Below are 22084 nucleotides of genomic sequence, written 5' to 3' on the forward strand. Positions count from 1 at the left end.
GCAAGTGTTATGCCAGAAGTGTCGGAGCGTTGGAGGAGCGAGGTGCATGAATCGATACAAGCCCTGTGGGAGCTGGCTTGCCAGCGATCGCGATTGGTCTGACACATTGGTTTTGAATGTGCCGGCGCCATCGCTGGCAAGCCAGCTCCCACAGGTTTTTGTGAACACCTTGAATCAGGCGTAATAGTCGACGGCGCTGGAGCCGATCACGCTGGTGGTTTGCGCAGCGGCTTCGGCCACGCTCACAGGCGCCAATTCTTCTTCCGCCGAATCCAGACGTCCGCCAGCAGCGCTGGTGCGGCCACTCTGACCCTGCTGCGCCTGTTCCTGACCCTGCTGACCCTGCCAGCCACGGCTCTGGTCGGAGACATTGACGTCAACCTGGCCCATGCCCTGCTGGGTGAACATGTCACGCAGGCGATGCATCTGACCATCGAGCGCTTCACGCACGCTTGGATGCGCGCTCATGAAGGTCACTTGGGTCTGCTGGTCCGGAACCATGTTCACCCGAATATCCAGACGCCCCAGCTCTGCCGGCTGCAATTGAATATCCGCCGCCTTCAGGTTGGCGCTGGACAGGTACATGACGCGGTTGACGATTTCTTCGGTCCAGCCGCTCTGGTGCATGGCGATCGGTTGATTCACCGGCACCGCGTTCGCGGTTTTCGGCGTAGCCGCCTGAGTCAGCGCCGCCAGACGGTTGGCGAAATCATCGACTCGAGTGTCGCTGGTGGCAGACTTGAGATCTTTCAGGCCATCGTCGATCAGACCGCTGAAGGCTTTCTCGCCGCTTTGACTGGTGCTGTCCTTGTCGGCCTGTACGTCGAGCATGCTCGCCATGCCGGCAGCGAAGTTCTGCGCCGCAGTCAATTCACCGTCGGCCTGAGTCTGGGCCGGCGTAGCTTTGGGTTGCGCCTGACTGCTGGCAGAAATGTGTCCGCCCTGCTCCATCGCCATGCGCACCGCCGGCAGCGAATCGAGTGGATCGGCCGCCGGGTCGAAAGCGCTATCGGTCGATGCCGTCGGGTCTTTGACCACGGCTGGCGCAACGGTTGCAGCCACGACCGGTGTCTCGGCCTTGACCGGCTCCGGTGTTGCAGCGACTGGCGCGGGCACCGCCGGTGCAGTCACCAGCGGTTGCACGGTTTGCACCAGCGCCGGATCCAGCGCCGGATCTACCGGGGGGGTGTCCGCCACTGGCGTCTGCGTGCTGTCAGCGGCCGCATCGGTGGCGGCATTGTCAGAGGCCGCCTGATCATCGGATGCAGTCGAAGCGGTCTTGTCGGCAGGCAAGGCATTGCCGCTATCGGCAACGGTCTGTTGCGAGGCGGCAGACTTATCCCTGCCGAGATCTTTCTTGTCGCTGTTGTCGGCAACCTTGTCACGTGCCGGTTTCAACGAACTGTCAGTGCCTGGCAGATTTTTTTTCGGGCCTTGATCAGCGAACACCTGAGCGAAGCTTGAGGCCTTGTCCCCGGCGTCTGCAGCCACGACCGGTGCTTTGGCAGCAGCGGCTTGCGCCTTGGCCTGGGCGGCAGATTGAAGAAGAACATTGGGGGTCGCAGGCATGACACGGTCTCCGCTGCACTGGGATCGTAGGTACAGTTGACGGGGATTATTGCAAGTGTCGGGCCAGTTTCGTCCGGCGCTGGCGAAAAGCGCCGGACGGCAGGATTCAATGCGTGAGGGCGTGCTGGCGTTCGTCTTCGTAGACAGGTCGCACATCGGCAAATTCGCTGCTGATGTCCGCCACCAGATCGACGATTTCGGCGGGACTTTTGTTTCTGGCGTCCGCCTCGAGCGCCTGACAGAGCGTCGCCAGTCGCACGGCGCCCATGTTGCTGGCGCTGCCCTTGAAACTATGGGCGACCTCGGCCAACACCTTGGCGTCGGCGGTCTTTTGTAATTGATGCAAGCGACTTTCAGAATCGGTCAGGAAGGTATCCAGCAAATCCGGATAGCTGTCTTCCATCACTTCGCGCAACGCATCGAGTACTTCGCGATCCACATGTTGGTCAGTCACTTGTTCACTCCTTGATCAAGAATCGGCGAATTATGCCCTAACCTCCCAGAAAAACTCTACGCAAGCACTGCGACCTTCGTCCGACCAACTGGCGTTATGCCCCAATTGCCGAATCAAGCTGACGCCGCGCCCCGACAGACGGACGCCGTCCAGCGGTCGCTCCATCACGCGCGCCACGTCAAACCCCTTGCCGCTGTCCTCGACGCGGATGACCAGGCAGCCTCCGGCACCTTGCGGTTTCACTTGCAGATGCACGCGCACGTAACCGTCCTGCAACGCTTCGAGTCGTGCATTGCGCTGCTCGTAGTAGCGAGCGAATCCAGCGGCATCGCGCTTGAGGCTGGAATCGAGTCCCAGCACGCCATGCTCCAGTGCATTGGAATAGAGCTCGGCAAGCACGCTGTAGATTGCGCCACCCTGGGTGCGCAAGCCATGTACTTCCAGTAACAATTGCAGCAAATATGGCAACGGATTGAAGCGTTTGAGCGTCGCACCGCGAAACTCGAAGCTAACCGACCAGTCCAGCGGACAGGATTGGCCGCTGTCGGAGTACACCGGCGCCGACGGCACCACCTGCGCCGCTTCCAGCAGACTGATCTCGACCATGCTCACATCGTCGCGGGGCTCGCCACGAAAGGCGTGCAAGGCCTGCTCGATCTCGGCGAACAGGTTGTCCGGTTCACGATTGGCGGCAAACAGTTGCTGCAAACGCTCGACACCAAACAAGCGGTCATCGGCGTCAGTGGTATCGATCACGCCGTCTGACAGCAGGAACACGCGGTCCCCCACCGCCATGGCCTGCACTTCGGTGCGATCGTCGAATGCCTGCGGGCTGAGCACCCCCAGCGGTAAATGCCGCGCCGGCAGCGGCAGCCGTTCGCCCGTGGCGATCCGGTGCAGATAGCCATCGGGCATGCCGCCGTTCCACACCTCCACAGTACGGCGCTGAAAGCTCAGGCAAAGCATGGTCGCGCAGCAGAACATGTCCACCGGCAGGATGCGCTTGAGCTTGGCGTTCATCTCGCGCAGGGTTTCGGCCAGGCCGTAACCTTTGGCCGTCATGCCGTAAAACACTTCGGCCAACGGCATCGCCCCCACCGCCGCCGGCAGACCGTGGCCGGTGAAATCACCGAGCAGCACATGCATGTCGCCGGCCGGCGTGTAGGCCGCCAGCAGCAGGTCGCCGTTGAACAATGCATAGGGCGATTGCAGGTAGCGAATATTCGGCGCGCTCAGGCAACCCGAATGCGCGACCTTGTCGAACACCGCTTTGGCCACGCGTTGTTCGTTGAGCAGGTAATCGTGATGCTTGGCAATCAGGTCGCGCTGCTGCAGCACCGTGGCCTGCAAACGACGCAAGCGATCCATCGCCTTGATTTTGGCGGCAAGGATCACCTGGTTGTACGGCTTCGCCAGAAAGTCGTCGCCGCCCGCCTCCAGACAGCGTGCCAGCGCTTCGCTTTCGGTCAACGAGGTCAGAAAGATGATCGGCACCAGGGTTTCGCCCGCCAGCGCCTTGATCTGTCGCGCCGCTTCGAAGCCGTCCATCACCGGCATCATCGCGTCCATCAGCACCAGATGCAGCGGCTGGCGCCGAAACACTTCCAGCGCTTCGGCGCCATTGGCGGCGGTCAGTACTTCATGTCCCTGACGCCGGACGATGGTCGACAACAGTAACCGGTCGGCGGCGCTGTCTTCGGCGATCAGGATCGTCAGCGGCTCTTGCGCCTGCATGGCCGTCAACTGATGTCGAACAGTTTGTCGAAGTTGGAGATGGCGAGAATCTTGCGCACGTCGGAGTTGCTGTTGACCACCCGCACGTCCGAGTCGTCGCCGCCGGCGTGATCGCGCAGCAGGAGCAGCATGCCCAGCGCGGAGCTGTCGAGGTAGGTGGCGTCCTTCAGATCGACCACGATGGAGTCAGGCTTGCGGTTAAGCCGCTCATAGGCCTCGCGAAACTCCTGATGGCGCCCGAAATCGAACCGCCCCCTGACCGAAATCGTCAGTTTTTGACCATCCGGAGAGACTTCTGTAACGACTGACATTGACTGGCTTCCTTGTCATTGACGAACGTGTACAAGGTTTAGCACTTGGTAGAGCGGCCAGCAACTCGATTGCAGCAACAAATGACCATGGATTCATTTGCACCCTCTTCGCGCACCGTTCGTCGTAACTGTCAGATCTGTCAGTGTGCGCGATGATTATCCAAACCCATCATCAAGCGGCAGCAAAATCGCTGCGCTCGAATCGAAGGATATGACTCATGAGCTCGTCAAAAGAACCCTACCCAGCGCCACACCTGAAAAACACAGTGTCGCCCACCCAGATCAGCCATGCAGAGTACGAACGAGGCGAAGCCATTGTAATGGCGCGATACCGTACAGAGCTAAATGACGAAGTCACATTTGTCTTTGACGCTGACGGGAATGTGCACTATGAAAAACTCGCCAGAGTTTCTTCCGCGGGAGTTACGAATGGGGAAGTTGGCACGAAAATCAACTCGACCGACGATTGGGAACTTGTGGGAAAAACGGTCAGTGTGTACTTCACCGTAAGACGTAAATCAATCACGCTGGGTCAATCCAAGGCATTCACGTTCAGCGTATCAGCCGATTGATTCAAGACATCGTTTAAAGCGGTACTGCCGCGTCGCATCAGTATGGATCGCGTCGCGGCAGGCGCTGCAACAACTCATCCAGCAACCTCTGCTCGCGCTTGTCTTCGAGGCGTTGCGCCGCTTCGCGGTAGCGCTGCAATCGTTTGCGCAGTAAGACCGATGCCCTGCAGCCACTCCGAGACTGACCGAGACTGCCGCTCGTCGCCACTGTCAGATCTGACAGTGGACCGAGGAAAGAGGCGTAGCCCTTAATCAAGCGGCAGCAATTTCGCTGCCCTAAGATCAAAGGATCTGCATCATGAACTCGCCTAATACACTTTTCGAAGCACCGTTCCTGAAAAACACCCTGTCACCAAACATCGTCACCTACGCTGAATACGAAAGTGGTGATACCTACGTGATGGCGAACTACCCGGGTAAGAAAGGCGACGAGCTTGCATTTTACCTTGTAGCCGATGGAACCTTCCCCATCATAAAGAAGCGTATACTCGGCTCTGATCGAGAGGATCACGGTATAGCCATCGATCCTGCCAATGATTGGGAACTTGTGGGCAAACAGATATATGCCTTCATCACCGTGTTCCGCGACTCCAAATTTCTGGGATTCTCCGCATTGTTCAGTTTCACAATATTAGCCGAATGACTCAGACCATCCTCTAGCACTACTGCTGCGGCACGTTTAATACGGATCGTGCCGCGGCAAACGCTGCGACAACTCATCCAGCAACCTCTGCTCTCGCTTGTCTTCGAGGCGTTGCGCCTCTTCGCGGTAGCGCTGCACCAGTTTGCGCAGGCCTTCGACCTTGGCGAACGCCTGCTGCCAGGCGTCTCGCGCCTTGATCAGGTTGTTCTGGTGCCAGGCCAGGCTTTGCCGCTGCTGGTCGATCGCGGTGTCCAGTTGCGCCAGAAAGCCGTGATACCCCAGCAGCCATTGCCCGGAAACCCCGTCGCTGCCGCGTACGATCCACTGTTCTTGATAATCCAGACGAAAGGCATCGAGGTCGGCGAGTTTGCTTTCAGCCACCTTGACCTGGCCCTGAAAGTATCCCAGGCGCTGGACGGCCGTTTTTTCAGCCTGTTCGGCCATTTCCACCACCGGTGCCAGACGTGCAGCTCGGCTCATGGCCATGGCCGGTTACCCGCCCGCCGCAGGCGCGAACAGGGTTTCCAGATAGGCCTGGCTCTCGCCCATGTTGATCTTGTCGTTCAGCCCCTGCCGCTGGTAGCGGGTCAGTTGCGGCTGCAGATTGATCGCCAGATCGGTCTCTCGGTCGCCACCGGCGACGTAAGCGCCGACGCTGATCAGATCGCGGCTCTGCTGATAGCGCGACCACAGCTGTTTGAAGTACTGCGCACGCTGCATGTGTTCCGCCGAAACCACCGCCGGCATCACCCGGCTGATCGAGGCTTCGATGTCGATGGCCGGATAGTGCCCTTCCTCGGCCAGCCGCCGGGACAACACGATGTGGCCGTCGAGCACGCCCCGCGCCGAGTCGGCAATCGGGTCCTGCTGGTCATCGCCTTCGGACAACACGGTGTAGAACGCAGTAATCGAACCCCCGCCCTTCTCCGCATTACCGGCGCGCTCTACCAGTTTCGGCAGTTTGGCGAACACCGAGGGCGGATAACCCTTGGTCGCTGGCGGCTCGCCGATGGCCAGAGCGATTTCCCGCTGAGCCTGAGCGAAACGGGTCAGCGAATCCATCAGCAACAGAACGTTCTTGCCCTTGTCACGGAAATACTCGGCGATCCGCGTGCAGTACATGGCCGCGCGCAAACGCATCAGCGGCGCATCGTCCGCCGGTGAGGCGACCACCACCGAACGCTTGAGGCCTTCTTCACCGAGGATGTGCTCGATGAACTCCTTAACTTCTCGACCCCGCTCACCGATCAGACCAACGACGATGATGTCGGCCTCGGTGAAGCGGGTCATCATGCCCAGCAGCACCGATTTACCGACACCGGTACCGGCGAACAGGCCCAGACGCTGACCACGCCCGACCGTCAGCAAACCGTTGATGCAACGGATGCCGACATCCAGCGGTTCGTGAATCGGGTCGCGGTTGAGCGGGTTGATTGTCGGGCCGTCCATCGGCACCCAGTCTTCAGCCTTCATCCCGCCCTTGCCGTCCAGCGCCCGTCCGGCACCGTCGAGTACGCGACCGAGCATGCTCATGCCCATCGGCAGACGACCGGTTTCGGCCAGCGGCACCACACGGGCGCCCGGGGCAATGCCGGCGACGCTGCCGACCGGCATCAGGAAGACTTTGCTGCCGGAAAACCCCATGACTTCCGCTTCCACCTGGGACGGGTGATAGCTGTCGTCATTGATCACCAGGCAGCGTGTGCCCATGGCGGCGCGCAAGCCTTCGGCTTCGAGGGTGAGGCCGACCATGCGCAGCAGGCGGCCTTCAAGAATCGGCGCGCCAGCGATTTCAGTGGCGTCGGCATAGGTGCTGAAGCGCTTGGCGAAACTGGTGCGTTCAAGGCGCATCGGGGATGTCCGCGAGCGGCTCTTGCGGCGCAGTCGCCGATGGGCTTTCTTCAGGAATGTCCAGACTCAGATCCGGCGCAGCCGGGTGCAGAGACTGTTCGTGCAACTGGTCAAACAGCTTGCCCATGACCTGGGTGATGCGGGTTTCAATGCTCGCGTCGATGCGGCTGTGCGCGGTTTCAACCCGGCAACCACCGGGCATCAGCGACTCGTCCTCGACGATGCGCCAGGTTTCCTCATGGCGTTCGCGCAAGGCCTTGGCCTGTTCGAAGTCCTGCGGATTGACGTACAGGCGCACGTTGTCCACGCCCAACGGCAGCAACTTGAGCGCGTCGCGCATGACGTGTTCGATCTGGCTGGAATCGATCGCCAGTTCGCGCTTGATCACCTGTCTGGTGATGTGTTGCACGAGGTCGACCAGCGATTTTTCGATCTGCGTGTCTTGCTCGGCAATCGGCTCGAACAGGTGGGTCATCAGTTGTTCGAGGCTGGCCAGTTTTGCCGCCAGCGCCACTTCGGCTTCCTGACGCACCTTGAGCGTGGCGCTGTGAAAACCTTCCTTCTCACCGATGCCAAAGCCCTCGTTGTAAGCCTCCTGACGGATGCTTTCGAGTTCTTCCAGGGTCAGTGGCTGGACTTCTTCCAGCGGCACTTCTTCCATTTCCGGCGGTTCGGGCTCCGGCTCCGGCTCGGGTTCCGGTTTCGGCGGATCGAAGCTGGGCAGTGCCCAGGATTCGAAACCACGGACATCGCGGGCGCGGATCAGATCCGTCACTGACTCGTCATGCTTGTCCATGGGCTTAGATCATTTCCTCGCCGCCCTTGCCACCGAGCACGATCTCGCCGGCTTCGGCCATACGACGGGCAATGGTGAGGATTTCTTTCTGCGCGGTTTCCACGTCGCTGACGCGCACCGGGCCTTTGGCTTCGAGGTCGTCGCGCAACAGTTCGGCGGCACGCTTGGACATGTTCTTGAAGATCTTCTCCTTGACGCCTTCGTCCGAACCCTTGAGGGCCAGCACCAGCACATCGGAAGAGACTTCGCGCAACAGCGCCTGGATGCCGCGGTCGTCGACGTCGGCGAGGTTGTTGAACACGAACATGAGGTCTTCGATCTGACCGGACAGGTCTTCGTCGACTTCGCGGATCGAGTCCATGAGCTGGCCTTCGATCGAGCTGTCGAGGAAGTTCATGATGTCCGCCGCACGCTTGATGCCACCCAGGGTGGTGCGCGAGGCGTTTGAGTTGCCGGAGAACTGCTTCTCGAGAATCTGGTTCAGCTCTTTCAGCGCAGCCGGTTGCACGGTGTTCAGCGACGAAACGCGCAGGATGATGTCCAGGCGCACCTTGTGGTCAAAGTTGCCGAGCACTTCACCGGCCTGATCCGGGTCGAGGTACGCGACGACGATGGCCTGGATCTGCGGGTGTTCGTAACGGATCACGTCGGCAACCGCGCGCGGCTCCATCCATTTCAGGCTGTCGAGGCCGCTGGTGTTGCCACCGAGCAGAATGCGGTCGATCAGGCCGTTGGCCTTGTCTTCGCCCAAGGCCTGGGTAAGCATTTTGCGCACGTAGTCGTCGGAACCGACGCCGAGGCTGGTCTGGTCGCCGACGATGTCGACGAACTCGCTCATGACCTGCTCGACCTGCTCGCGATGGACGTTGCCCATCTGAGCCATGGCCACACCCACCCGCTGAACCTCTTTCGGGCCCATGTGGCGCAGCACTTGCGCGGCATCGGTCGAACCCAGGGACAGCAGCAGAATTGCAGCTTTGTCGACCTTGTTCAGTTTGACAGTTGCGGCTCGGTTATCACTCATCTGCGTTAATCCACTCTTTCACGACCTGAGCCACGCGACCCGGATCCTCGGCCACCAAGCTCTTGATTGCATTCAGTTGTGCGTCGTAACCCTCACTCGGGCTCGGCAACAGAATGCTCTGCGGACCACCGAGGCTCACGCGGTCGTTGGCCAGGTCGCCGTCCAGGCCGCCCATGCCACCGAGTTCCACGTCGCTGCCCAGACCGGCCAGCTCCTTGCCTTTGCCGCCACCGGTGATGTTGTTCAACACCGGACGCAGCACACCAAACACCAGCACCAGGATGAACAACACACCCAGCACTTGTTTGACGATGTCCCAGAACCATGGCTGGGAGTAGAACGGAATATCGGCAACCACTTCACCGCGTTCGGCGGAAAACGGCATGTTGATCACGCTGACGCTGTCACCACGGCTGGCATCGAAGCCAACGGCGTCCTGCACCAGACGGGTGAAACGCGCCAGTTCATCGGCGCTCCATGGCGCGCGGGTGGTTTCCCCGTTGGCCGCATTGACCTTGACCTGATCGTCGACCACTACCGACACCGACAGACGATTCAGGCGACCCTGCTGCTGCTTGGTGTGGCTGATGGAACGGTCAAGTTCGAAGTTCTTGGTGGATTGTTGACGCTTGTCCGCCGGGTACGGTGCGAGCATCGGCTGGCCGGTGGCCGGGTCCATGATCTGCTGACCGTTGGCATCCACCAGTGGCTGACCGGGCTGAATCATGCCGGTAGAGCCCTGCGCACCACCGGTGGTTTGCGGTGCCGAGGCCGGCGCCGGCGGCTGATTGCTCAGGGCCCCCGGGACACCTTGCGGGCCATTGCTGGCGGTGCGCTGTTCATTGACCGACTGCTCGCTGCGCAACGCCGGTTGGTCCGGGTTGAACTGCTCGGCGGTCGATTCGACGGCACTGAAATCAATGTCGGCCGAGACTTCAGCCTTGTAGCGATCGTTACCCAGTACCGGCTGCAGAATGTTGTGCACGCGCTGAGTGAGCATGCTTTCCATGCGGCGGCTGTAATCGAACTGCTTGCCGGCCATGGTCATTTCGGAGTTCTCCGCCTGATCGGAGAGCAGATTGCCCTTCTGATCGACGACGGTGATCTGCGATTTGCTCAGTTCAGGCACGGAAGTCGCCACTAGGTTGATGATCGCCACCACCTGACCCGGCTCCAGCGAACGACCGGAGTACAACTCGACCAGAACCGAAGCGCTTGGCTTGCGCTCATCACGCACGAACACCGAGCTCTTCGGAATCGCCAGGTGCACGCGGGCGCCCTTGACGTTGTTCAGGCTGGAGATGGTGCGCGCCAGTTCGCCTTCGAGGCCGCGACGGTAACGGGTCGCTTCCATGAACTGGCTGGTGCCCAGACCCTGTTCCTTGTCGAGGATTTCGAAACCGATGTTGCCGTCGCTGGGAGTGACACCAGCGGCCGCGAGTTTCATCCGCGCACGGGACAGGTCGTCAGCCTTGACCAGCAAGGCGCCGGAGTTCGGCTCGACGGTGTAAGGGATGTCGGCGGAGGCCAGGGTGTCCATGACCTGCTTGGCGTCCATGCCGGCAAGGCTGCCGTACAACGGACGGTAATCCGGCTGCTGCGACCACAGCACCACGGCAAAGCCAATCGCCACGCTCGCAGCCAGGCCGACCAACAGGCCCACCTGACGCAGCATGGTCATCTCGGAGAGGTTTTCCAGGAAGGACAGGCCGAACAGCGGCGGTTTGCCGTCTATCGGGGTGGCCTTGGCCGGAACGTTATCGGCGACTGCTTCTGCCATGACTCAATCTCGTCCTTAAACCGGCATCTGCATGATGTCTTGATAAGCCTGAACCAGTTTGTTGCGCACCTGGGTCAGAGCCTGGAACGACACGCTGGCTTTCTGCGAGGCGATCATCACGTCGGTCAGATCGACGCCGCTCTTGCCGATTTCAAATGCGTTGGCCAACTGAGTCGAGGCCTGCTGGGTATCGCTGACTTTGTTGATGGCCTGACCGAGCATGTCGGAAAAGCTGCTGCCTGCCAGTTCAGGGACGGCGGCAGTCGATTTCGGCGTGGCCATGGCGTCCATTTTCATGGCCTTCATGTCCATCATCAACCGATTAAATTCAATACCTTGGCTCATGGTCTACTCTCTTGGGCGGCCCGCAATTTTTTGACACTCACTCGGCGGGTACACAGGTATTAGCAACAAGGGTGCCAGCTATCGGGCAGCCTTTCAGAAAAGCACTTTCAAACATTCGCTCCACCGCTCACGTGGCGAACAGATAGCCTTCGACGTCCATCCCGGCATCGCGCATTTGCGCCAGCTTGTAGCGCAGGGTTCGCGGGCTGATACCGAGTTTTTCCGCCGCTTCCTTGCGCCGGCCGCGTTCGGTGCGCAGGGTATCGATGATCATCTGAAACTCCCGACGCCGCAGGTCATCGCCCAGCGCACCGGCGGATTCAGCCTCGACTTCGATCTCGCGCACCAACGGCTGCACCGGCGCAACGGACGGCGCAGCACCAAACGTCACCGCGCCCGTCAGGCAGAAATCCTGCGGCTGGATCAAACCGCCCTGCTGCAGAATCAGCGCCCGTTGAATGGCGTTATCCAGTTCACGCACATTGCCCGGCCACGGATAACCGGTGAGGCAAGCCCGGGCTTCTGGCGACAGTTTCGCCGGCGCGTGCTTCATTTTATTGACGTGTTTGTTCAGCAACCGCTCGGCCAGCGGCAAGATATCGGCAGTGCGCTCGCGAAGTGGACGCCACGCCAGAGGGAAAACCGACAGACGGTAAAAAAGGTCTTCACGGAAGCGTCCAGCCGCCACTTCGCCGGCCAGATCGCGGTTGGTGGTCGCGACCACGCGAATATCCAGCGCGATCGGCTTGCGCGCACCGACACGCTCGACTTCACGCTCCTGCAGTACCCGCAGCAACTTGGCTTGCAGGCCCAGGGGCATTTCGGAAATCTCGTCGAGCAGAAGGGTGCCGCCATCGGCTTGTTCAAACTTGCCAGGCTGCGCCGCGATGGCGCCGGTGAATGAGCCCTTCTCGTGACCGAACAGCGTGGCCTCGAGCATGTTGTCGGGAATCGCCGCGCAGTTGATCGCGATGAACGGCTGACTGGCACGTTGGGATTGCTGATGGATGTAGCGCGCCAGCACTTCCTTGCCGGTACCGGACTCGCCGGAGATCAATACCGTGGAATCGCTGCGTGCCACCCGCGCCGCCAGGTCGAGCAGTTGCGCACTGGCCGCCTCGACCGCCACCGGCCCGTCGCTATCAGCCACGCTGATACAGCCCAGCGCATGCCGCGAAACCAGGTCCAGCAGAGCCTTGGGCTCGAACGGCTTGACCAGATAATCCGCCGCCCCCTGGCGCATCGCATCGACCGCTCGCTCCACCGCGCCGTGTGCGGTCATCAGCAGCACCGGTAGTTGCGGCCGCCGGGCGCGCAACAGTCCAAGCAGTTGATGGCCGTCCATGCCGGGCATGTTGACGTCACTGACCACGAGACTGAACGCTTCGCGCTCGACCGCTTGCAACGCCTCTTCGGCGCTGCCGACGGCTTGGTAGTCGTGGCCCGCCAGCAACAGCGTATCGGCCAGCGCTTCGCGCAACGAGTGGTCATCCTCGACCAGCAAAACCTTGATGCCCATGACGTTTACTCAGCTCCCTGTACAGCGGAAAACAGCGGCAGGATCACCTGCGCGCACGTGCCGCGCCCGACCCGCGAACGCAGCCGCAATTCTCCCTGATGTGCCCGGGCCACAGCCTTGACCACGGTCAGGCCGAGCCCGGTGCCGGTGACTTTGGTGGTAAAAAATGGCTCGCCGAGACGCTCGAGCACCACCGGATCTATACCGCTGCCGCTGTCGCTGACGCACAGGCGCAGGCTGCTGTCGCGGGTGTAGCAATGCACTTTCAGGCGCACGTTGCCGTCACTGGCCTGAATCGCGTTTTCGATCAGATTGAGAAGAGCCCCGACCAGCGTGTCGCGGTTGCACAGCAATTCGCCGGCATGACTGTCGCACTGCCAGCGAATGGGCAAGTCCTGCACATGGGTCAACGCTGCCGCTTGCAGCGACTGCATCAAGGCATTGGGGGTGATGCGGTCAGTCAACGGCAACTCGCCGCGGGCGAACACCAGCATGTCACGCACCTGATGCTCCAGCTCATGCAGGCGCTCTTTGAGGCGTCCGGCAAAGCGCTGTTGGGTCGCGACCGGCAATTCCTGCTCAGTCAGATGACTGGCGTAGAGCAAAGCGGCGGACAACGGCGTGCGGATCTGATGGGCCAGCGAGGCGACCATACGCCCCAGCGATGACAGACGCTCATGACGCGCCAGTTGATCTTGAAGGTGGCGGGTTTCTGTCAGGTCGTTGAGCAGCACCAACTGCCCCGGCTCGGCATCCAGCGAGCGGGTGGCAATCGACAGTCGCCGACCGTTTTTCAGAGAGATTTCATGACCATCATCCTCACGCGGGGCGAAGCATCGGGCGATCACGTGGCGCCACAACTCGCCTTCCAAAGGCAACCCCAACAACTCGATAGCCGCCGGATTGGCTTCGCGAACCATGCCGTGGCCGTCAATGACGATGACACCACCGGGCAACAGATCAAGGAGGTTTTGCAGGCGGTTGGCCAAACGTTCTTTTTCGGCCAGCTCCTGCATGCGTTGGGCACTGACCACGGCCAACTCGCCCTTGAGCTCGGTGACCCGGGCTTCAAGCATGCTGTAGGAGTCGGTCAATTGACTGGACATCTGATTGAACAGCGCGAACGCCTGCTCAAGCCCCTGACGGCTCGCCTGCTCTACGGACGACGATTGCCCCTCGGCATTGGAGGCAGATGACATCTGGGCGTGGGGCATTGTGTTCTCTCGCTTGGCTGACCGTCAGTTAAACGGAACGTTGCGAGGGATGTAGCAATACCCGTGCCTAAAAAAAACTGCTTATAAATGAAGGCGTTGAAAAACAGGCGTCAATCATCCGCCTGTTCATCACCTTCGCGCCGGCTCATGCCGTACTTGCGCATCTTCTCCACCAGCGTGGTACGACGAATGCGCAGGCGTTCGGCGGCACGCGCCACAATGCCATTGGCATCGTCCAGTGCCTGCTGGATCAGGCCCTGCTCCAGACCACCGAGGTAGTCTTTGAGGTCCAGACCTTCCGGCGGCAACAAAGCGTTGGCGGTGAAGTCCGGGGTATGACCGTTGATCGCCACGCGCTCTTCGAGATCGCTGCGCAGGCTGTCGACCATCTGCTCGTCTTCATCATCGACGTAGCGGAATTTCTTCGGCAACTCGACCACACCGATGACCCCGTACGGATGCATGATCGCCATGCGCTCCACCAGGTTGGCCAGCTCGCGGACGTTGCCCGGCCAGCCGTGACGGCACAGCGACATGATCGCTGCCGAGTTGAAGCGGATCGAACCGCGCTTTTCGTGCTCCATGCGCGAGATCAGTTCGTTCATCAGCAGCGGGATGTCTTCGACGCGCTCACGCAACGGCGCCATCTCGATCGGGAACACATTCAGGCGATAGTAGAGGTCTTCGCGGAAGGTGCCGACCTCAATCATGCTTTCGAGGTTCTTGTGAGTCGCGGCAATGATGCGCACATCGACGCTCTGGGTCTTGTTGCTGCCCACACGCTCGAAGGTACGCTCCTGCAGGACGCGCAACAGTTTGACCTGCATCGGCAGCGGCATGTCGCCGATTTCATCGAGGAACAGCGTACCGCCGTTGGCCAGCTCGAAACGTCCGGCACGGCTGGTGATCGCGCCGGTGAAGGCGCCCTTCTCGTGCCCGAACAGTTCGCTTTCCAGCAGCTCTGCCGGGATCGCCCCGCAGTTGACTGGCACGAATGGCGCGTCGCGACGCTTGGAGTGGTAATGCAGGTTGCGCGCAACCACTTCCTTGCCGGTGCCGGACTCGCCGAGGATCAGCACACTGGCGTCGGTATCGGCCACTTGCTGCATCATCTGACGGACATGCTGGATCGCCCGGCTGGTGCCGACGAGGCTGCGGAACAAGTTGGGTTCGCGATGACGGCCGCGCTCGCGGGCCTGGTCGTACATCTCGCGATAGACCTGGGCACGGTGCAGGGAGTCGAGCAGCTTGCTGTAGCTGGGTGGCATTTCCAGCGTCGAAAGCACCCGGCGGCGCTGGTCTTCCGGCAGGTCGACGGAAGAATTATCGCCCATCAGCAAAACCGGAAGGAACTCATCCCATGTCGAGAGTGTCTTTAACAAGCCCAACAGTGCACCCGGAGCATTTACCGTCCCGATCAGTACACAGATGACTTCACGACTTGATGACAAAGAGCCGACAGCCTGCTGCCAGTCATGGCTGCCGCAGGGTAAATTTTCTTCGCCGAGAAAATTTAAAATCACCGCCAGGTCGCGGCGGCGGACGCTATCGTCATCGATCAGCAGAATTTTGGTTTCACGCCACATGCAATAGCAACTTCCCTAGTCAACTCAATGCCCGAAAAATGGGGCAAGCGAGACGCTTGCAGGACACCTTGTGCCTGTAGACGCCTGAAATCTGAAAACAGCCACTAGTTAAGTCAAAAAACCGTGCACAGTCAAATTTATGGCGCACATGTCTGGATTAACTGGGGGTTAATTAACCAAACAGATGGTAAACCTTTGCCGCCTTTTGCGCTTGGGTGATCTGCGACATCTCGTTGGCTATCGCCTGCCGCTCACCCATCGCTGCCTCCAGAAGCTCCTTGTAGACATGGAGCAGCTCCTCAAGGTTATTGCGCAAGGCCTCCTCATCCAGCGAGGCCTCGACCATGACGTCTTCCATGCAGGATCGGCAAGCCAGATCCAGCTCGCCAATGGCTTCCCAGTTGCGTTCGGCCAGCGCACTGACCAGCGCTTCACGGGTGTCGGCGATTCGCTGCAATACAAGACTCATGGTGCTCTCCTTCAAAACTGCGGAGCAGGCTCGGGGGCGATGGCATCCCAGCCTTCTTTGACCGTGCTCAGCAAGCCGGCGACCTCATCGAGAATGCGCGGATCGCTGTTGATGTTGGCCTCGGCGAGGCGCTTCATCATGTAGATGTACAGCCCGTCCAGATCGGCCAATTCATCGGCACACTTTTCCAGGTCCAGACCTTCGCGCAGACCGCTGACAATGCCAATGGCCTTGCTGATCGAGGTGCACTTGCCAGGAATGTCCTTGCGCTCGATGGCACCCTTGGCCTGAGCGATGCGGGCCAGCCCGCCTTCCATCAACATTTGTACCAGACGGTGCGGGCTCGCCTCGGAGGTCTGGGCGTGCGCGCCGACTTTCTGATATTGCCGAAGGGCTAACATTGGGTTCATGTTCTACCTCATTGCCACAATGACTCGTATAACCAGTGTATCGCCAACGAATCACAGAACTTTAGATCAAAAGACAAAAACCCGGCGCACGCCGATAAAGCGTAGCCGGGTTTTTGTCGTTCTTGCGGGTTACTTCGCGGATTGCTGAGCGTTCAGCGAGCTGAAGAACGACGTGATGTTACTGGCCGTCGCCTTCATTTGCCCAACCAGCAGGTCCATGGCGTTGTATTTCGCAGTCAACGTCTTGGTCAGGTTGGCCACACGCAGATCCAGCGCCAATTGCTGGGAAGTAAGGTTGCGCGTGTTGTTGTTCAAAATGGTCATACGCTGATCAAGCAAACCCGTGGTGGTTTTACCATCCGGAGAAGCTTTCAGATACGGGTCCACCGCCTTGCTCATGCGCGCCAGCAGACCGTTGGTGTCATTGGTCCCGGTGAACATCTGCTGAACCTGACCGGCCTTGCCAGGCTGACTCATGGTTTTGGTGAACGCAGCAGTATCGAACGTCAGGTTACCGGTGAGACGATCGGTCATCACACCGATCTCCGACAGGTAGGACAAAGCACCATCTGCACCAGCACCAGGAGCAGTCAACTGGCCACGGATGTCGGAGATCAGCGAGCGCGGCAACGAGTCACCGGTGAAAGCGGCCTGCACCGTCAGTTTGCCATCGGCGTCCGGTGTTGCCTTGGACAGGGTGTCGATGGTGGTCTTCAGGGTGTTGTAGGCGTCAACAAACGCCTGAACCGAAGCCTGCAGCCCTTTGGTGTTGGTATCGACGCTGACAACGGTCGGCGTGGCAACGCTACCAACGACTGGGCTGACTGCGGTCAGATTCAGAGTCAAGCCGCTGATTGCACCACTGACCGTGTTGCTCTTGCTGGAAACCTGAAGACCGTCGATGGTCACCATGGCATCTTGTGCAGGACCGTTGACGTTGCCAGAGGCGCCTGCCGCCGGATTGGTACCCATCGGCTGAGTACCGTCGATTTCCAGACCGGCAATCCCGCTGACAGACAGGTCGGAACCTGCGCCCGTCTTGTTCGAGCTGATCACCAGACGCGAAGCGCCGCTGCTATCGGTCACGATGTTGGCAGAAATGCCATTGGCGCCCTGAGCCGTGTTGATCGCGTCACGGGTGCTCTGCAAGGTCGCATTGGCCGGAATCGTGACATTGTAATCAGTGCCATTCTGACTGATTTTCAGGGTACCACTCGGAATGGCACTGGCAGCACCGCCGGCGAATGAAGCGCTGGCAACTTTCGAGCCAGTGGCCAATTGGTTGACAACAACGTTGTAAGTCCCCGACACCGCGGTGTTATCGGAGGTGGCGCCGAGAATCGCTGTGTTGCTCGAGGTCGCCGTGAAGCCGGCAAATGCCGGGTTGGTCTTGCTGCCCAGGTTGGTCATCGCCGTCTGGTACGCGGTCAGCGCACTCTTCAACGTGCCGACACCGGAAATCTTCAGGGTATTGGTCTTGGTCGCGGAATCGATCTGCGTCTGCTTCGGCGACTTGTCGGCGTTGACCAGCGCGGTCACGATCGCGCCGATGTCCAGGCCGGAACCCAGTCCGGAACCCGGTAGAATTGGACTTGCCATGTGCATCTCCCTTCAGATTGTTGCCAGACTTTTGACCCATCCAGGCGTCATTCAAGAAAGACAAACACTATTCATGCCAGCTATCAGACTTTGGCGTCGAACAACACATGGCTTGCGTTGGCGAGGCTGTCTGCGAGCTTGAGTGCTTCTGCGGAGGGGATCTGGCGTACGACCTCACCCGTCTCGCTTGCGATCACCTTGACGATGACCTTGCCAGAGTGCTCGTCGATCGAGAACTCCAGGTTACGCTTGATCGATTGAACGAACTTCTCGATCTCTTGCACGGCCAGTTTCAACTTGGCGTCATCCGTTTGCTGACTTTTCTTGTCAGCGACCGGAGCGTCGGCCGGTGCAACTTTTGGCGTCTCGGACGGCTTATCAGCAACAGGCGTCGCTGGCTTGGGAGCCGGATAAGACACGTTAAGCTTTACGCTCATGTCCATGCTCATCACCTCCTAACGTAAAAAAGCGAGAGAGCGCGACCAGCGCACCCTCCCGCCCAAACTCATTCCGAATTACTGAAGCAGCTTCAGTACAGCGGAAGGCAGTTGGTTGGCTTGAGCCAGTACAGAGGTCGAAGCCTGTTGCAGGGTTTGCTGCTTGGTCAGGTTAGCAGTCTCTGCGGCGAAGTCGGTATCTTGTACGCGACCTTGTGCAGCAGTGGTGTTCTCGGTGATGTTCTGCAAGTTCTGGATGGTGCTGGTCAGACGGTTTTGCGAAGCACCCAGGCTGGCACGAGTTGCACCGATTGCAGCGATAGCGGCGTCGATTGCGGTGATCGCGTTGTCGATGTTCTGCGAAGCGCCAGTTACGGTAGCGCCAGTCAGGGACAGAGTACCGCTACCAACCGACAGGCTGACGGCGTCGAACTTGGAGCTCAGTACCAGGTCGATGTGGTTAGCCGAACCAGTGTTTGCGCCAACTTGCAGGGTCACAGTACCAGCCGAACCGTCCAGCAGGTTTTTGCCGTTCAGGTTGGTCGATGCCGAGATACGGGTGATTTCGTCAGACATCTGAGCGAATTCAGCGTTGGTAGCGGTCTGGTCAGCAGTGCCGTTGGTGCCGTTACGTGCTTTAACAGCCAGTTCACGCATACGCTGCAGAATGTCGGTAGTCGCTTGCAGAGCGCCTTCAGCGGTCTGAGCAACGGAGATACCGTCGTTGGCGTTCTGGATGGCTTGGGTGTTACCACGGATCTGCGAAGACATACGGTTCGAGATCTGCAGGCCAGCAGCGTCGTCTTTAGCGCTGTTGATTTTCAGGCCGGAAGACAGGCGCTGCATCGAAGTCGACAGAGCGTCGGAAGCGCGGTTCAGGTTCTTTTGAACGTTCAGCGACGTGGTGTTGGTGTTTACTGTTAAAGCCATGACGAATTCCTCGTTGGTTGGGTACTGCGGCTTCCGGCCCTGGCAACCGCCTGGAATGGCCTAGAGAACCTTCGTAATAGTTATCGTCGGGTTGGCAGGTTGCTTGAGGGCTTTTTGAAAAAAATTTGCCATCACCCTGCCACCCCCGAGAAAACAAGGGCTTAGCGCCCCCCACCTGCGAAAAAATGACGCCATAAAACCGACCCGCACGCAAAGCCGCGGGCCAGTGCGGTCGGTCAGTTTGCCGATCGTGCTTTTTGCAACACTTCGATCAACTCGTACTCCATCCAGTCAGCCAGGCCCAACCAGTCCTGGCGCTCCTGACAGTCGAGCATCTGCGTGAGTACCAAGGCCCAGTCCTGCTGTACCGTCGCCGGCGCGGACATCAGCAATTGCTGCGCGCCCTCGAACACCTCGACCATATCCAGCGCCGCCTCAACGTCACGCCCCAGACGAAACAACCCGGCGCACTGACGGCACTCGTCGACGCACTGCTCAATCGTCGTCATTGCACAAACTCCTGATTGAACTGTGTCCCGGCGATCAGCGCGCCTGCCCGACTGCTGTTGAAGAACTGCACCTGCGGATGCGCGGCGATATAGCGCTCCAGCACACACAGATAGCCGCGAAAGTTCAGCTGGGTGCTGACCCGCTGGCCATGGCCGTCCTGTACCCAGTGCCGCGCCTGATCGACCCCCGGCCCCAGATCACCGTCATTCCAGCCGGCATGGGTCTTGTTCATCGGGAAGGCGAAGTCGGCGCCGAACAGGGTAATGCGCGATGCACCCATCTTCACCGCCAGATCCACCGCCGGATGAATCACGCTGCCACCGACATGCAGTTGCCCGCGCGGATATTGCTCGCGCAACGCGGCGTACACCGGACTGGCCGAGTAACCGCCGTAGCGTTTGCCCTTCCACGCGGTCAGCACGGCAGGATCGCTCATGGGCAGATACACCAGCGGGATGCCAGCGGAGTCCTCGAACGGCAGATGCCGGAAGCTGATGCGCTGATCAATGGTGACCACCAGATCCGGGACGATCCCGTGCTCACGCAATGGCCGGTAAGCGGTATCCACACACATCAACACCGGACGTTCAGCCTGCGCGCGCACCGCCGCCAGACGCTGAAAATGTCCTTCGAGCGTCGGCCCGGTGCCAATCACATAGATTTCCCGGCCACTGGCCGTCCCGAACAACTGCGCCACATCATCATCGCCCAGCAACACCGGCAAACAGTCTTGCAGACGCTGCTGAATGAACGGCAAATGTGGATCGAATTCACGATTGTTGAAGCTCAAGTGCACTTCGCTGACCAACCGATCGCGGATCTTCGCGTTGAAGTCATCAGCCAGCAGCATCTCGGCCGGCAAGGCGAAAAACGGTGTGCAGATGTCTGACAGATCACCGGCATAGAACAGCTGCACGCGCGGATCTTCCAGCCATTGGCGCTGATCGAGCAGTTGCAGCACCAGGGCGAACAACGCGCCATTGAGAATATGCACGTACAACCGCTCAAGCCCGGCGCGCTCCAGCAGCACCGATGGCAGGTCGCCGAGGCCGGTGCCATAGACGTGCAACTGCGGCTTATCCGCCAGACTGGCAGCCTGGATGCGGGCTTCGTGGACGCGGTCGTGGCGACTGGTCAGTTGAATGCCATTGACACTGAGCGTCGAGCCCAAGCCCTGCACCAGCTCGGCTTGAACCGCTGAACCGTCTTCAGCCATCAGCCGCTCGAACAACGCCGGCCAGCGCTGCTGGATAACCTCGGCGTTGGCTTGGAAAAACTCGCTCATGCCGGCTCGCGCTCCCTTCAGGCAAAAAAATAGCGTTCAAGGGTAACCTTGAACGCTATTTTTGTATCCGCCGTTTTTGACCGACTCAAGGACGATAGATGATCGCCGAGCCCCACGACAGACCGACACCGAAACCGCTCAGGGCAATGCGCTGCCAGTCGGAATCGAGTACGTGTTTTTCCAGCAGCAGCGGGATGCTCGACGACACGGTATTGCCGGTCTCGACCATATCCTTGATGAACTTCTCCGGTTCACCTTCGAAACGCCGCGCCACCGCATCGACAATCGCCGCACTGCCCTGGTGAATGCAGAAGGCGTCGATGTCGTCAGCCTTGAGGCCGGAGTCGTCGAGCAATTCGTGCAAGTGCGCCGGGACTTTGAGCAGTGCGAAGTTGAACACCTGACGGCCGTTCATGAAGAACACGCCATCAGTGACTTTCAGGTGTGGCGCGCCGGAACCGTCGGTACCGAACTTGGCCTTGCCCAGCGCCCAGGCCGGGTCTTCGCCCATCCAGGTCGCCGTGGCGGCATCGCCGAAGAGCATGGTGGTGTTGCGGTCTTCCGGGTCGACGATTTTCGAATACGGGTCAGCGGTGATCAGCAGGCCGTTCTTCAGGCCGGCGGCTTCCATGAAGCCCTTGATCGCGTAAATGCCGTAGACGTAACCGGAGCAGCCCAGGGAAATGTCGAACGCCGCAACATTTGTCGGCAGACCGAGCTTGTCCTGGACGATCGCAGCGGTGTGCGGCAGACCTTCTTCGTCACCGTTCTGGGTGACGACGATCAGCGCGTCGATCGATTCACGTTTCAATTCAGGGTTGCTGGCAAACAGCGCATTGGCCGCTTCCACGCACAGATCGGAGGTTTCCTGTTCAGCGCCTTTGCGCGGCAGGAAGGCCGAACCGATTTTACCGAGGATGAATTCTTCATCCTTCTCGAATTTTGCACCTTGTGCGTAATTGTCCACGCCGGCTACAGGAACGTAGCTCGCAATGCTTTTTATGCCAATCATTACGGCTTCCCAATAAAAAACAGCCCAAAACCAC

General features: G+C 59.8%; 23 protein-coding genes and 1 pseudogene. 2 read left to right on the forward strand and 22 right to left on the reverse strand.

What is annotated here, in order from left to right; all coding sequences use genetic code 11:
• Positions 1 to 174 precede the first annotated feature (174 nt).
• From KVQ82_RS21780 to KVQ82_RS21795, 4 genes are all read right to left on the reverse strand, one after another.
• A complete protein-coding gene (locus KVQ82_RS21780; protein ID WP_222015792.1) occupies positions 175 to 1569 on the reverse strand; it encodes a flagellar hook-length control protein FliK in 1395 nt (464 codons plus the stop codon).
• A gap of 106 nt (positions 1570 to 1675) precedes the next feature.
• Entirely contained in the window at positions 1676 to 2023 is a 348-nt protein-coding gene (locus KVQ82_RS21785) for an Hpt domain-containing protein (protein WP_041072985.1), read from the reverse strand.
• A 30-nt stretch (positions 2024 to 2053) separates the two neighbouring features.
• Complete coding sequence (locus KVQ82_RS21790) at positions 2054 to 3757, reverse strand: fused response regulator/phosphatase (RefSeq protein ID WP_222015794.1); 1704 nt, start codon at positions 3755 to 3757, stop codon at positions 2054 to 2056.
• A 5-nt stretch (positions 3758 to 3762) separates the two neighbouring features.
• A complete protein-coding gene (locus tag KVQ82_RS21795; RefSeq protein ID WP_108182045.1) occupies positions 3763 to 4068 on the reverse strand; it encodes an STAS domain-containing protein in 306 nt (101 codons plus the stop codon).
• A 218-nt stretch (positions 4069 to 4286) separates the two neighbouring features.
• Here KVQ82_RS21795 and KVQ82_RS21800 point away from each other — a divergent pair, with 218 nt between their 5' ends.
• Complete coding sequence (locus KVQ82_RS21800) at positions 4287 to 4640, forward strand: hypothetical protein (protein WP_222015796.1); 354 nt, start codon at positions 4287 to 4289, stop codon at positions 4638 to 4640.
• A 37-nt stretch (positions 4641 to 4677) separates the two neighbouring features.
• Here KVQ82_RS21800 and KVQ82_RS21805 read toward each other — a convergent pair.
• Positions 4678 to 4791: pseudogene (locus KVQ82_RS21805) on the reverse strand (flagella biosynthesis chaperone FliJ); the annotation flags it as partial.
• 147 nt (positions 4792 to 4938) lie between these two features.
• Here KVQ82_RS21805 and KVQ82_RS21810 point away from each other — a divergent pair.
• Positions 4939 to 5283, forward strand: a complete 345-nt coding sequence (locus KVQ82_RS21810) for a hypothetical protein (RefSeq protein ID WP_222015798.1) — start codon at positions 4939 to 4941, stop codon at positions 5281 to 5283.
• A gap of 36 nt (positions 5284 to 5319) precedes the next feature.
• Here the strand turns inward: KVQ82_RS21810 and fliJ are convergent, their stop codons facing one another.
• The 17 genes from fliJ to KVQ82_RS21895 form a co-directional block, all read right to left on the reverse strand.
• Complete coding sequence (gene fliJ, locus KVQ82_RS21815; protein ID WP_222015799.1) at positions 5320 to 5769, reverse strand: flagellar export protein FliJ; 450 nt, start codon at positions 5767 to 5769, stop codon at positions 5320 to 5322.
• A 6-nt stretch (positions 5770 to 5775) separates the two neighbouring features.
• Positions 5776 to 7134 (reverse strand): flagellar protein export ATPase FliI, encoded by a 1359-nt coding sequence (fliI, locus tag KVQ82_RS21820; RefSeq protein WP_222015801.1) that lies wholly within the window; start codon positions 7132 to 7134, stop codon positions 5776 to 5778.
• A complete protein-coding gene (fliH, locus tag KVQ82_RS21825; protein ID WP_222015804.1) occupies positions 7124 to 7930 on the reverse strand; it encodes a flagellar assembly protein FliH in 807 nt (268 codons plus the stop codon). Before fliH ends, fliI begins: the two co-directional genes overlap by 11 nt.
• 4 nt (positions 7931 to 7934) lie before the next feature.
• Positions 7935 to 8954 (reverse strand): flagellar motor switch protein FliG, encoded by a 1020-nt coding sequence (fliG, locus tag KVQ82_RS21830; RefSeq protein ID WP_007920042.1) that lies wholly within the window; start codon positions 8952 to 8954, stop codon positions 7935 to 7937.
• Complete coding sequence (gene fliF, locus KVQ82_RS21835; protein WP_027614236.1) at positions 8947 to 10734, reverse strand: flagellar basal-body MS-ring/collar protein FliF; 1788 nt, start codon at positions 10732 to 10734, stop codon at positions 8947 to 8949. The genes fliG and fliF overlap by 8 nt, the downstream gene beginning before the upstream one ends.
• Before the next feature lie 15 nt (positions 10735 to 10749).
• Complete coding sequence (gene fliE, locus KVQ82_RS21840; protein WP_003222869.1) at positions 10750 to 11079, reverse strand: flagellar hook-basal body complex protein FliE; 330 nt, start codon at positions 11077 to 11079, stop codon at positions 10750 to 10752.
• 127 nt (positions 11080 to 11206) lie between these two features.
• A complete protein-coding gene (locus KVQ82_RS21845; protein WP_222015806.1) occupies positions 11207 to 12598 on the reverse strand; it encodes a sigma-54 dependent transcriptional regulator in 1392 nt (463 codons plus the stop codon).
• 5 nt (positions 12599 to 12603) lie between these two features.
• A complete protein-coding gene (locus KVQ82_RS21850) occupies positions 12604 to 13797 on the reverse strand; it encodes a PAS domain-containing sensor histidine kinase (protein ID WP_222019433.1) in 1194 nt (397 codons plus the stop codon).
• 125 nt (positions 13798 to 13922) lie between these two features.
• Positions 13923 to 15398, reverse strand: coding sequence for a sigma-54 dependent transcriptional regulator (locus KVQ82_RS21855; protein ID WP_041073001.1), 1476 nt, complete (start codon positions 15396 to 15398; stop codon positions 13923 to 13925).
• A gap of 172 nt (positions 15399 to 15570) precedes the next feature.
• A complete protein-coding gene (locus KVQ82_RS21860) occupies positions 15571 to 15867 on the reverse strand; it encodes a hypothetical protein (protein WP_041073003.1) in 297 nt (98 codons plus the stop codon).
• Between the two features lie 11 nt (positions 15868 to 15878).
• Positions 15879 to 16277: a flagellar export chaperone FliS gene (fliS, locus tag KVQ82_RS21865; RefSeq protein ID WP_027614233.1), complete on the reverse strand. Its 399-nt coding sequence runs from the start codon at positions 16275 to 16277 to the stop codon at positions 15879 to 15881.
• A 129-nt stretch (positions 16278 to 16406) separates the two neighbouring features.
• The gene (fliD, locus tag KVQ82_RS21870; RefSeq protein ID WP_222015807.1) at positions 16407 to 17876 is read right to left on the reverse strand and encodes a flagellar filament capping protein FliD; all 1470 of its coding nucleotides are present in this window, start codon (positions 17874 to 17876) and stop codon (positions 16407 to 16409) included.
• Between the two features lie 83 nt (positions 17877 to 17959).
• Complete coding sequence (locus KVQ82_RS21875; RefSeq protein WP_041073007.1) at positions 17960 to 18319, reverse strand: flagellar protein FlaG; 360 nt, start codon at positions 18317 to 18319, stop codon at positions 17960 to 17962.
• A 72-nt stretch (positions 18320 to 18391) separates the two neighbouring features.
• On the reverse strand, positions 18392 to 19243 hold the full coding sequence (locus tag KVQ82_RS21880) for a flagellin domain-containing protein (RefSeq protein WP_007920059.1): 852 nt from the start codon (positions 19241 to 19243) through the stop codon (positions 18392 to 18394).
• Between the two features lie 236 nt (positions 19244 to 19479).
• The gene (locus KVQ82_RS21885) at positions 19480 to 19752 is read right to left on the reverse strand and encodes a hypothetical protein (RefSeq protein ID WP_041073009.1); all 273 of its coding nucleotides are present in this window, start codon (positions 19750 to 19752) and stop codon (positions 19480 to 19482) included.
• Entirely contained in the window at positions 19749 to 21038 is a 1290-nt protein-coding gene (locus KVQ82_RS21890; RefSeq protein WP_222015809.1) for a motility associated factor glycosyltransferase family protein, read from the reverse strand. The genes KVQ82_RS21885 and KVQ82_RS21890 overlap by 4 nt, the downstream gene beginning before the upstream one ends.
• Positions 21039 to 21123: 85 nt before the next feature.
• Positions 21124 to 22050 carry a ketoacyl-ACP synthase III gene (locus tag KVQ82_RS21895; RefSeq protein WP_145593072.1) on the reverse strand — a complete coding sequence of 309 codons (927 nt, stop codon included), beginning with the start codon at positions 22048 to 22050 and terminating at the stop codon, positions 21124 to 21126.
• Positions 22051 to 22084 lie beyond the last annotated feature (34 nt).

The sequence above is a fragment of the Pseudomonas sp. AO-1 genome (assembly GCF_019775695.1).
In the GTDB taxonomy this organism is placed as follows: domain Bacteria; phylum Pseudomonadota; class Gammaproteobacteria; order Pseudomonadales; family Pseudomonadaceae; genus Aquipseudomonas; species Aquipseudomonas parakoreensis.

What these genes read in the sequence shown, in the direction of transcription:
- KVQ82_RS21855 (WP_041073001.1), bottom strand. Translation starts at nt 15,398, where the DNA reads ATGTGGCGTGAAACCAAAATTCTGCTGATCGATGACGATAGCGTCCGC.
- fliE (WP_003222869.1), bottom strand. Translation starts at nt 11,079, where the DNA reads ATGAGCCAAGGTATTGAATTTAATCGGTTGATGATGGACATGAAGGCC.
- KVQ82_RS21790 (WP_222015794.1), bottom strand. Translation starts at nt 3,757, where the DNA reads ATGCAGGCGCAAGAGCCGCTGACGATCCTGATCGCCGAAGACAGCGCC.
- KVQ82_RS21895 (WP_145593072.1), bottom strand. Translation starts at nt 22,050, where the DNA reads ATGATTGGCATAAAAAGCATTGCGAGCTACGTTCCTGTAGCCGGCGTG.
- fliF (WP_027614236.1), bottom strand. Translation starts at nt 10,734, where the DNA reads ATGGCAGAAGCAGTCGCCGATAACGTTCCGGCCAAGGCCACCCCGATA.
- KVQ82_RS21780 (WP_222015792.1), bottom strand. Translation starts at nt 1,569, where the DNA reads ATGCCTGCGACCCCCAATGTTCTTCTTCAATCTGCCGCCCAGGCCAAG.
- fliJ (WP_222015799.1), bottom strand. Translation starts at nt 5,769, where the DNA reads ATGGCCATGAGCCGAGCTGCACGTCTGGCACCGGTGGTGGAAATGGCC.
- fliD (WP_222015807.1), bottom strand. Translation starts at nt 17,876, where the DNA reads ATGGCAAGTCCAATTCTACCGGGTTCCGGACTGGGTTCCGGCCTGGAC.
- KVQ82_RS21860 (WP_041073003.1), bottom strand. Translation starts at nt 15,867, where the DNA reads ATGAGTCTTGTATTGCAGCGAATCGCCGACACCCGTGAAGCGCTGGTC.
- KVQ82_RS21795 (WP_108182045.1), bottom strand. Translation starts at nt 4,068, where the DNA reads ATGTCAGTCGTTACAGAAGTCTCTCCGGATGGTCAAAAACTGACGATT.
- KVQ82_RS21810 (WP_222015798.1), top strand. Translation starts at nt 4,939, where the DNA reads ATGAACTCGCCTAATACACTTTTCGAAGCACCGTTCCTGAAAAACACC.
- KVQ82_RS21880 (WP_007920059.1), bottom strand. Translation starts at nt 19,243, where the DNA reads ATGGCTTTAACAGTAAACACCAACACCACGTCGCTGAACGTTCAAAAG.
- KVQ82_RS21875 (WP_041073007.1), bottom strand. Translation starts at nt 18,319, where the DNA reads ATGGACATGAGCGTAAAGCTTAACGTGTCTTATCCGGCTCCCAAGCCA.
- KVQ82_RS21845 (WP_222015806.1), bottom strand. Translation starts at nt 12,598, where the DNA reads ATGGGCATCAAGGTTTTGCTGGTCGAGGATGACCACTCGTTGCGCGAA.
- KVQ82_RS21890 (WP_222015809.1), bottom strand. Translation starts at nt 21,038, where the DNA reads ATGAGCGAGTTTTTCCAAGCCAACGCCGAGGTTATCCAGCAGCGCTGG.
- KVQ82_RS21850 (WP_222019433.1), bottom strand. Translation starts at nt 13,797, where the DNA reads ATGTCATCTGCCTCCAATGCCGAGGGGCAATCGTCGTCCGTAGAGCAG.
- fliH (WP_222015804.1), bottom strand. Translation starts at nt 7,930, where the DNA reads ATGGACAAGCATGACGAGTCAGTGACGGATCTGATCCGCGCCCGCGAT.
- KVQ82_RS21885 (WP_041073009.1), bottom strand. Translation starts at nt 19,752, where the DNA reads ATGACGACGATTGAGCAGTGCGTCGACGAGTGCCGTCAGTGCGCCGGG.
- fliG (WP_007920042.1), bottom strand. Translation starts at nt 8,954, where the DNA reads ATGAGTGATAACCGAGCCGCAACTGTCAAACTGAACAAGGTCGACAAA.
- KVQ82_RS21800 (WP_222015796.1), top strand. Translation starts at nt 4,287, where the DNA reads ATGAGCTCGTCAAAAGAACCCTACCCAGCGCCACACCTGAAAAACACA.
- fliI (WP_222015801.1), bottom strand. Translation starts at nt 7,134, where the DNA reads ATGCGCCTTGAACGCACCAGTTTCGCCAAGCGCTTCAGCACCTATGCC.
- fliS (WP_027614233.1), bottom strand. Translation starts at nt 16,277, where the DNA reads ATGAACCCAATGTTAGCCCTTCGGCAATATCAGAAAGTCGGCGCGCAC.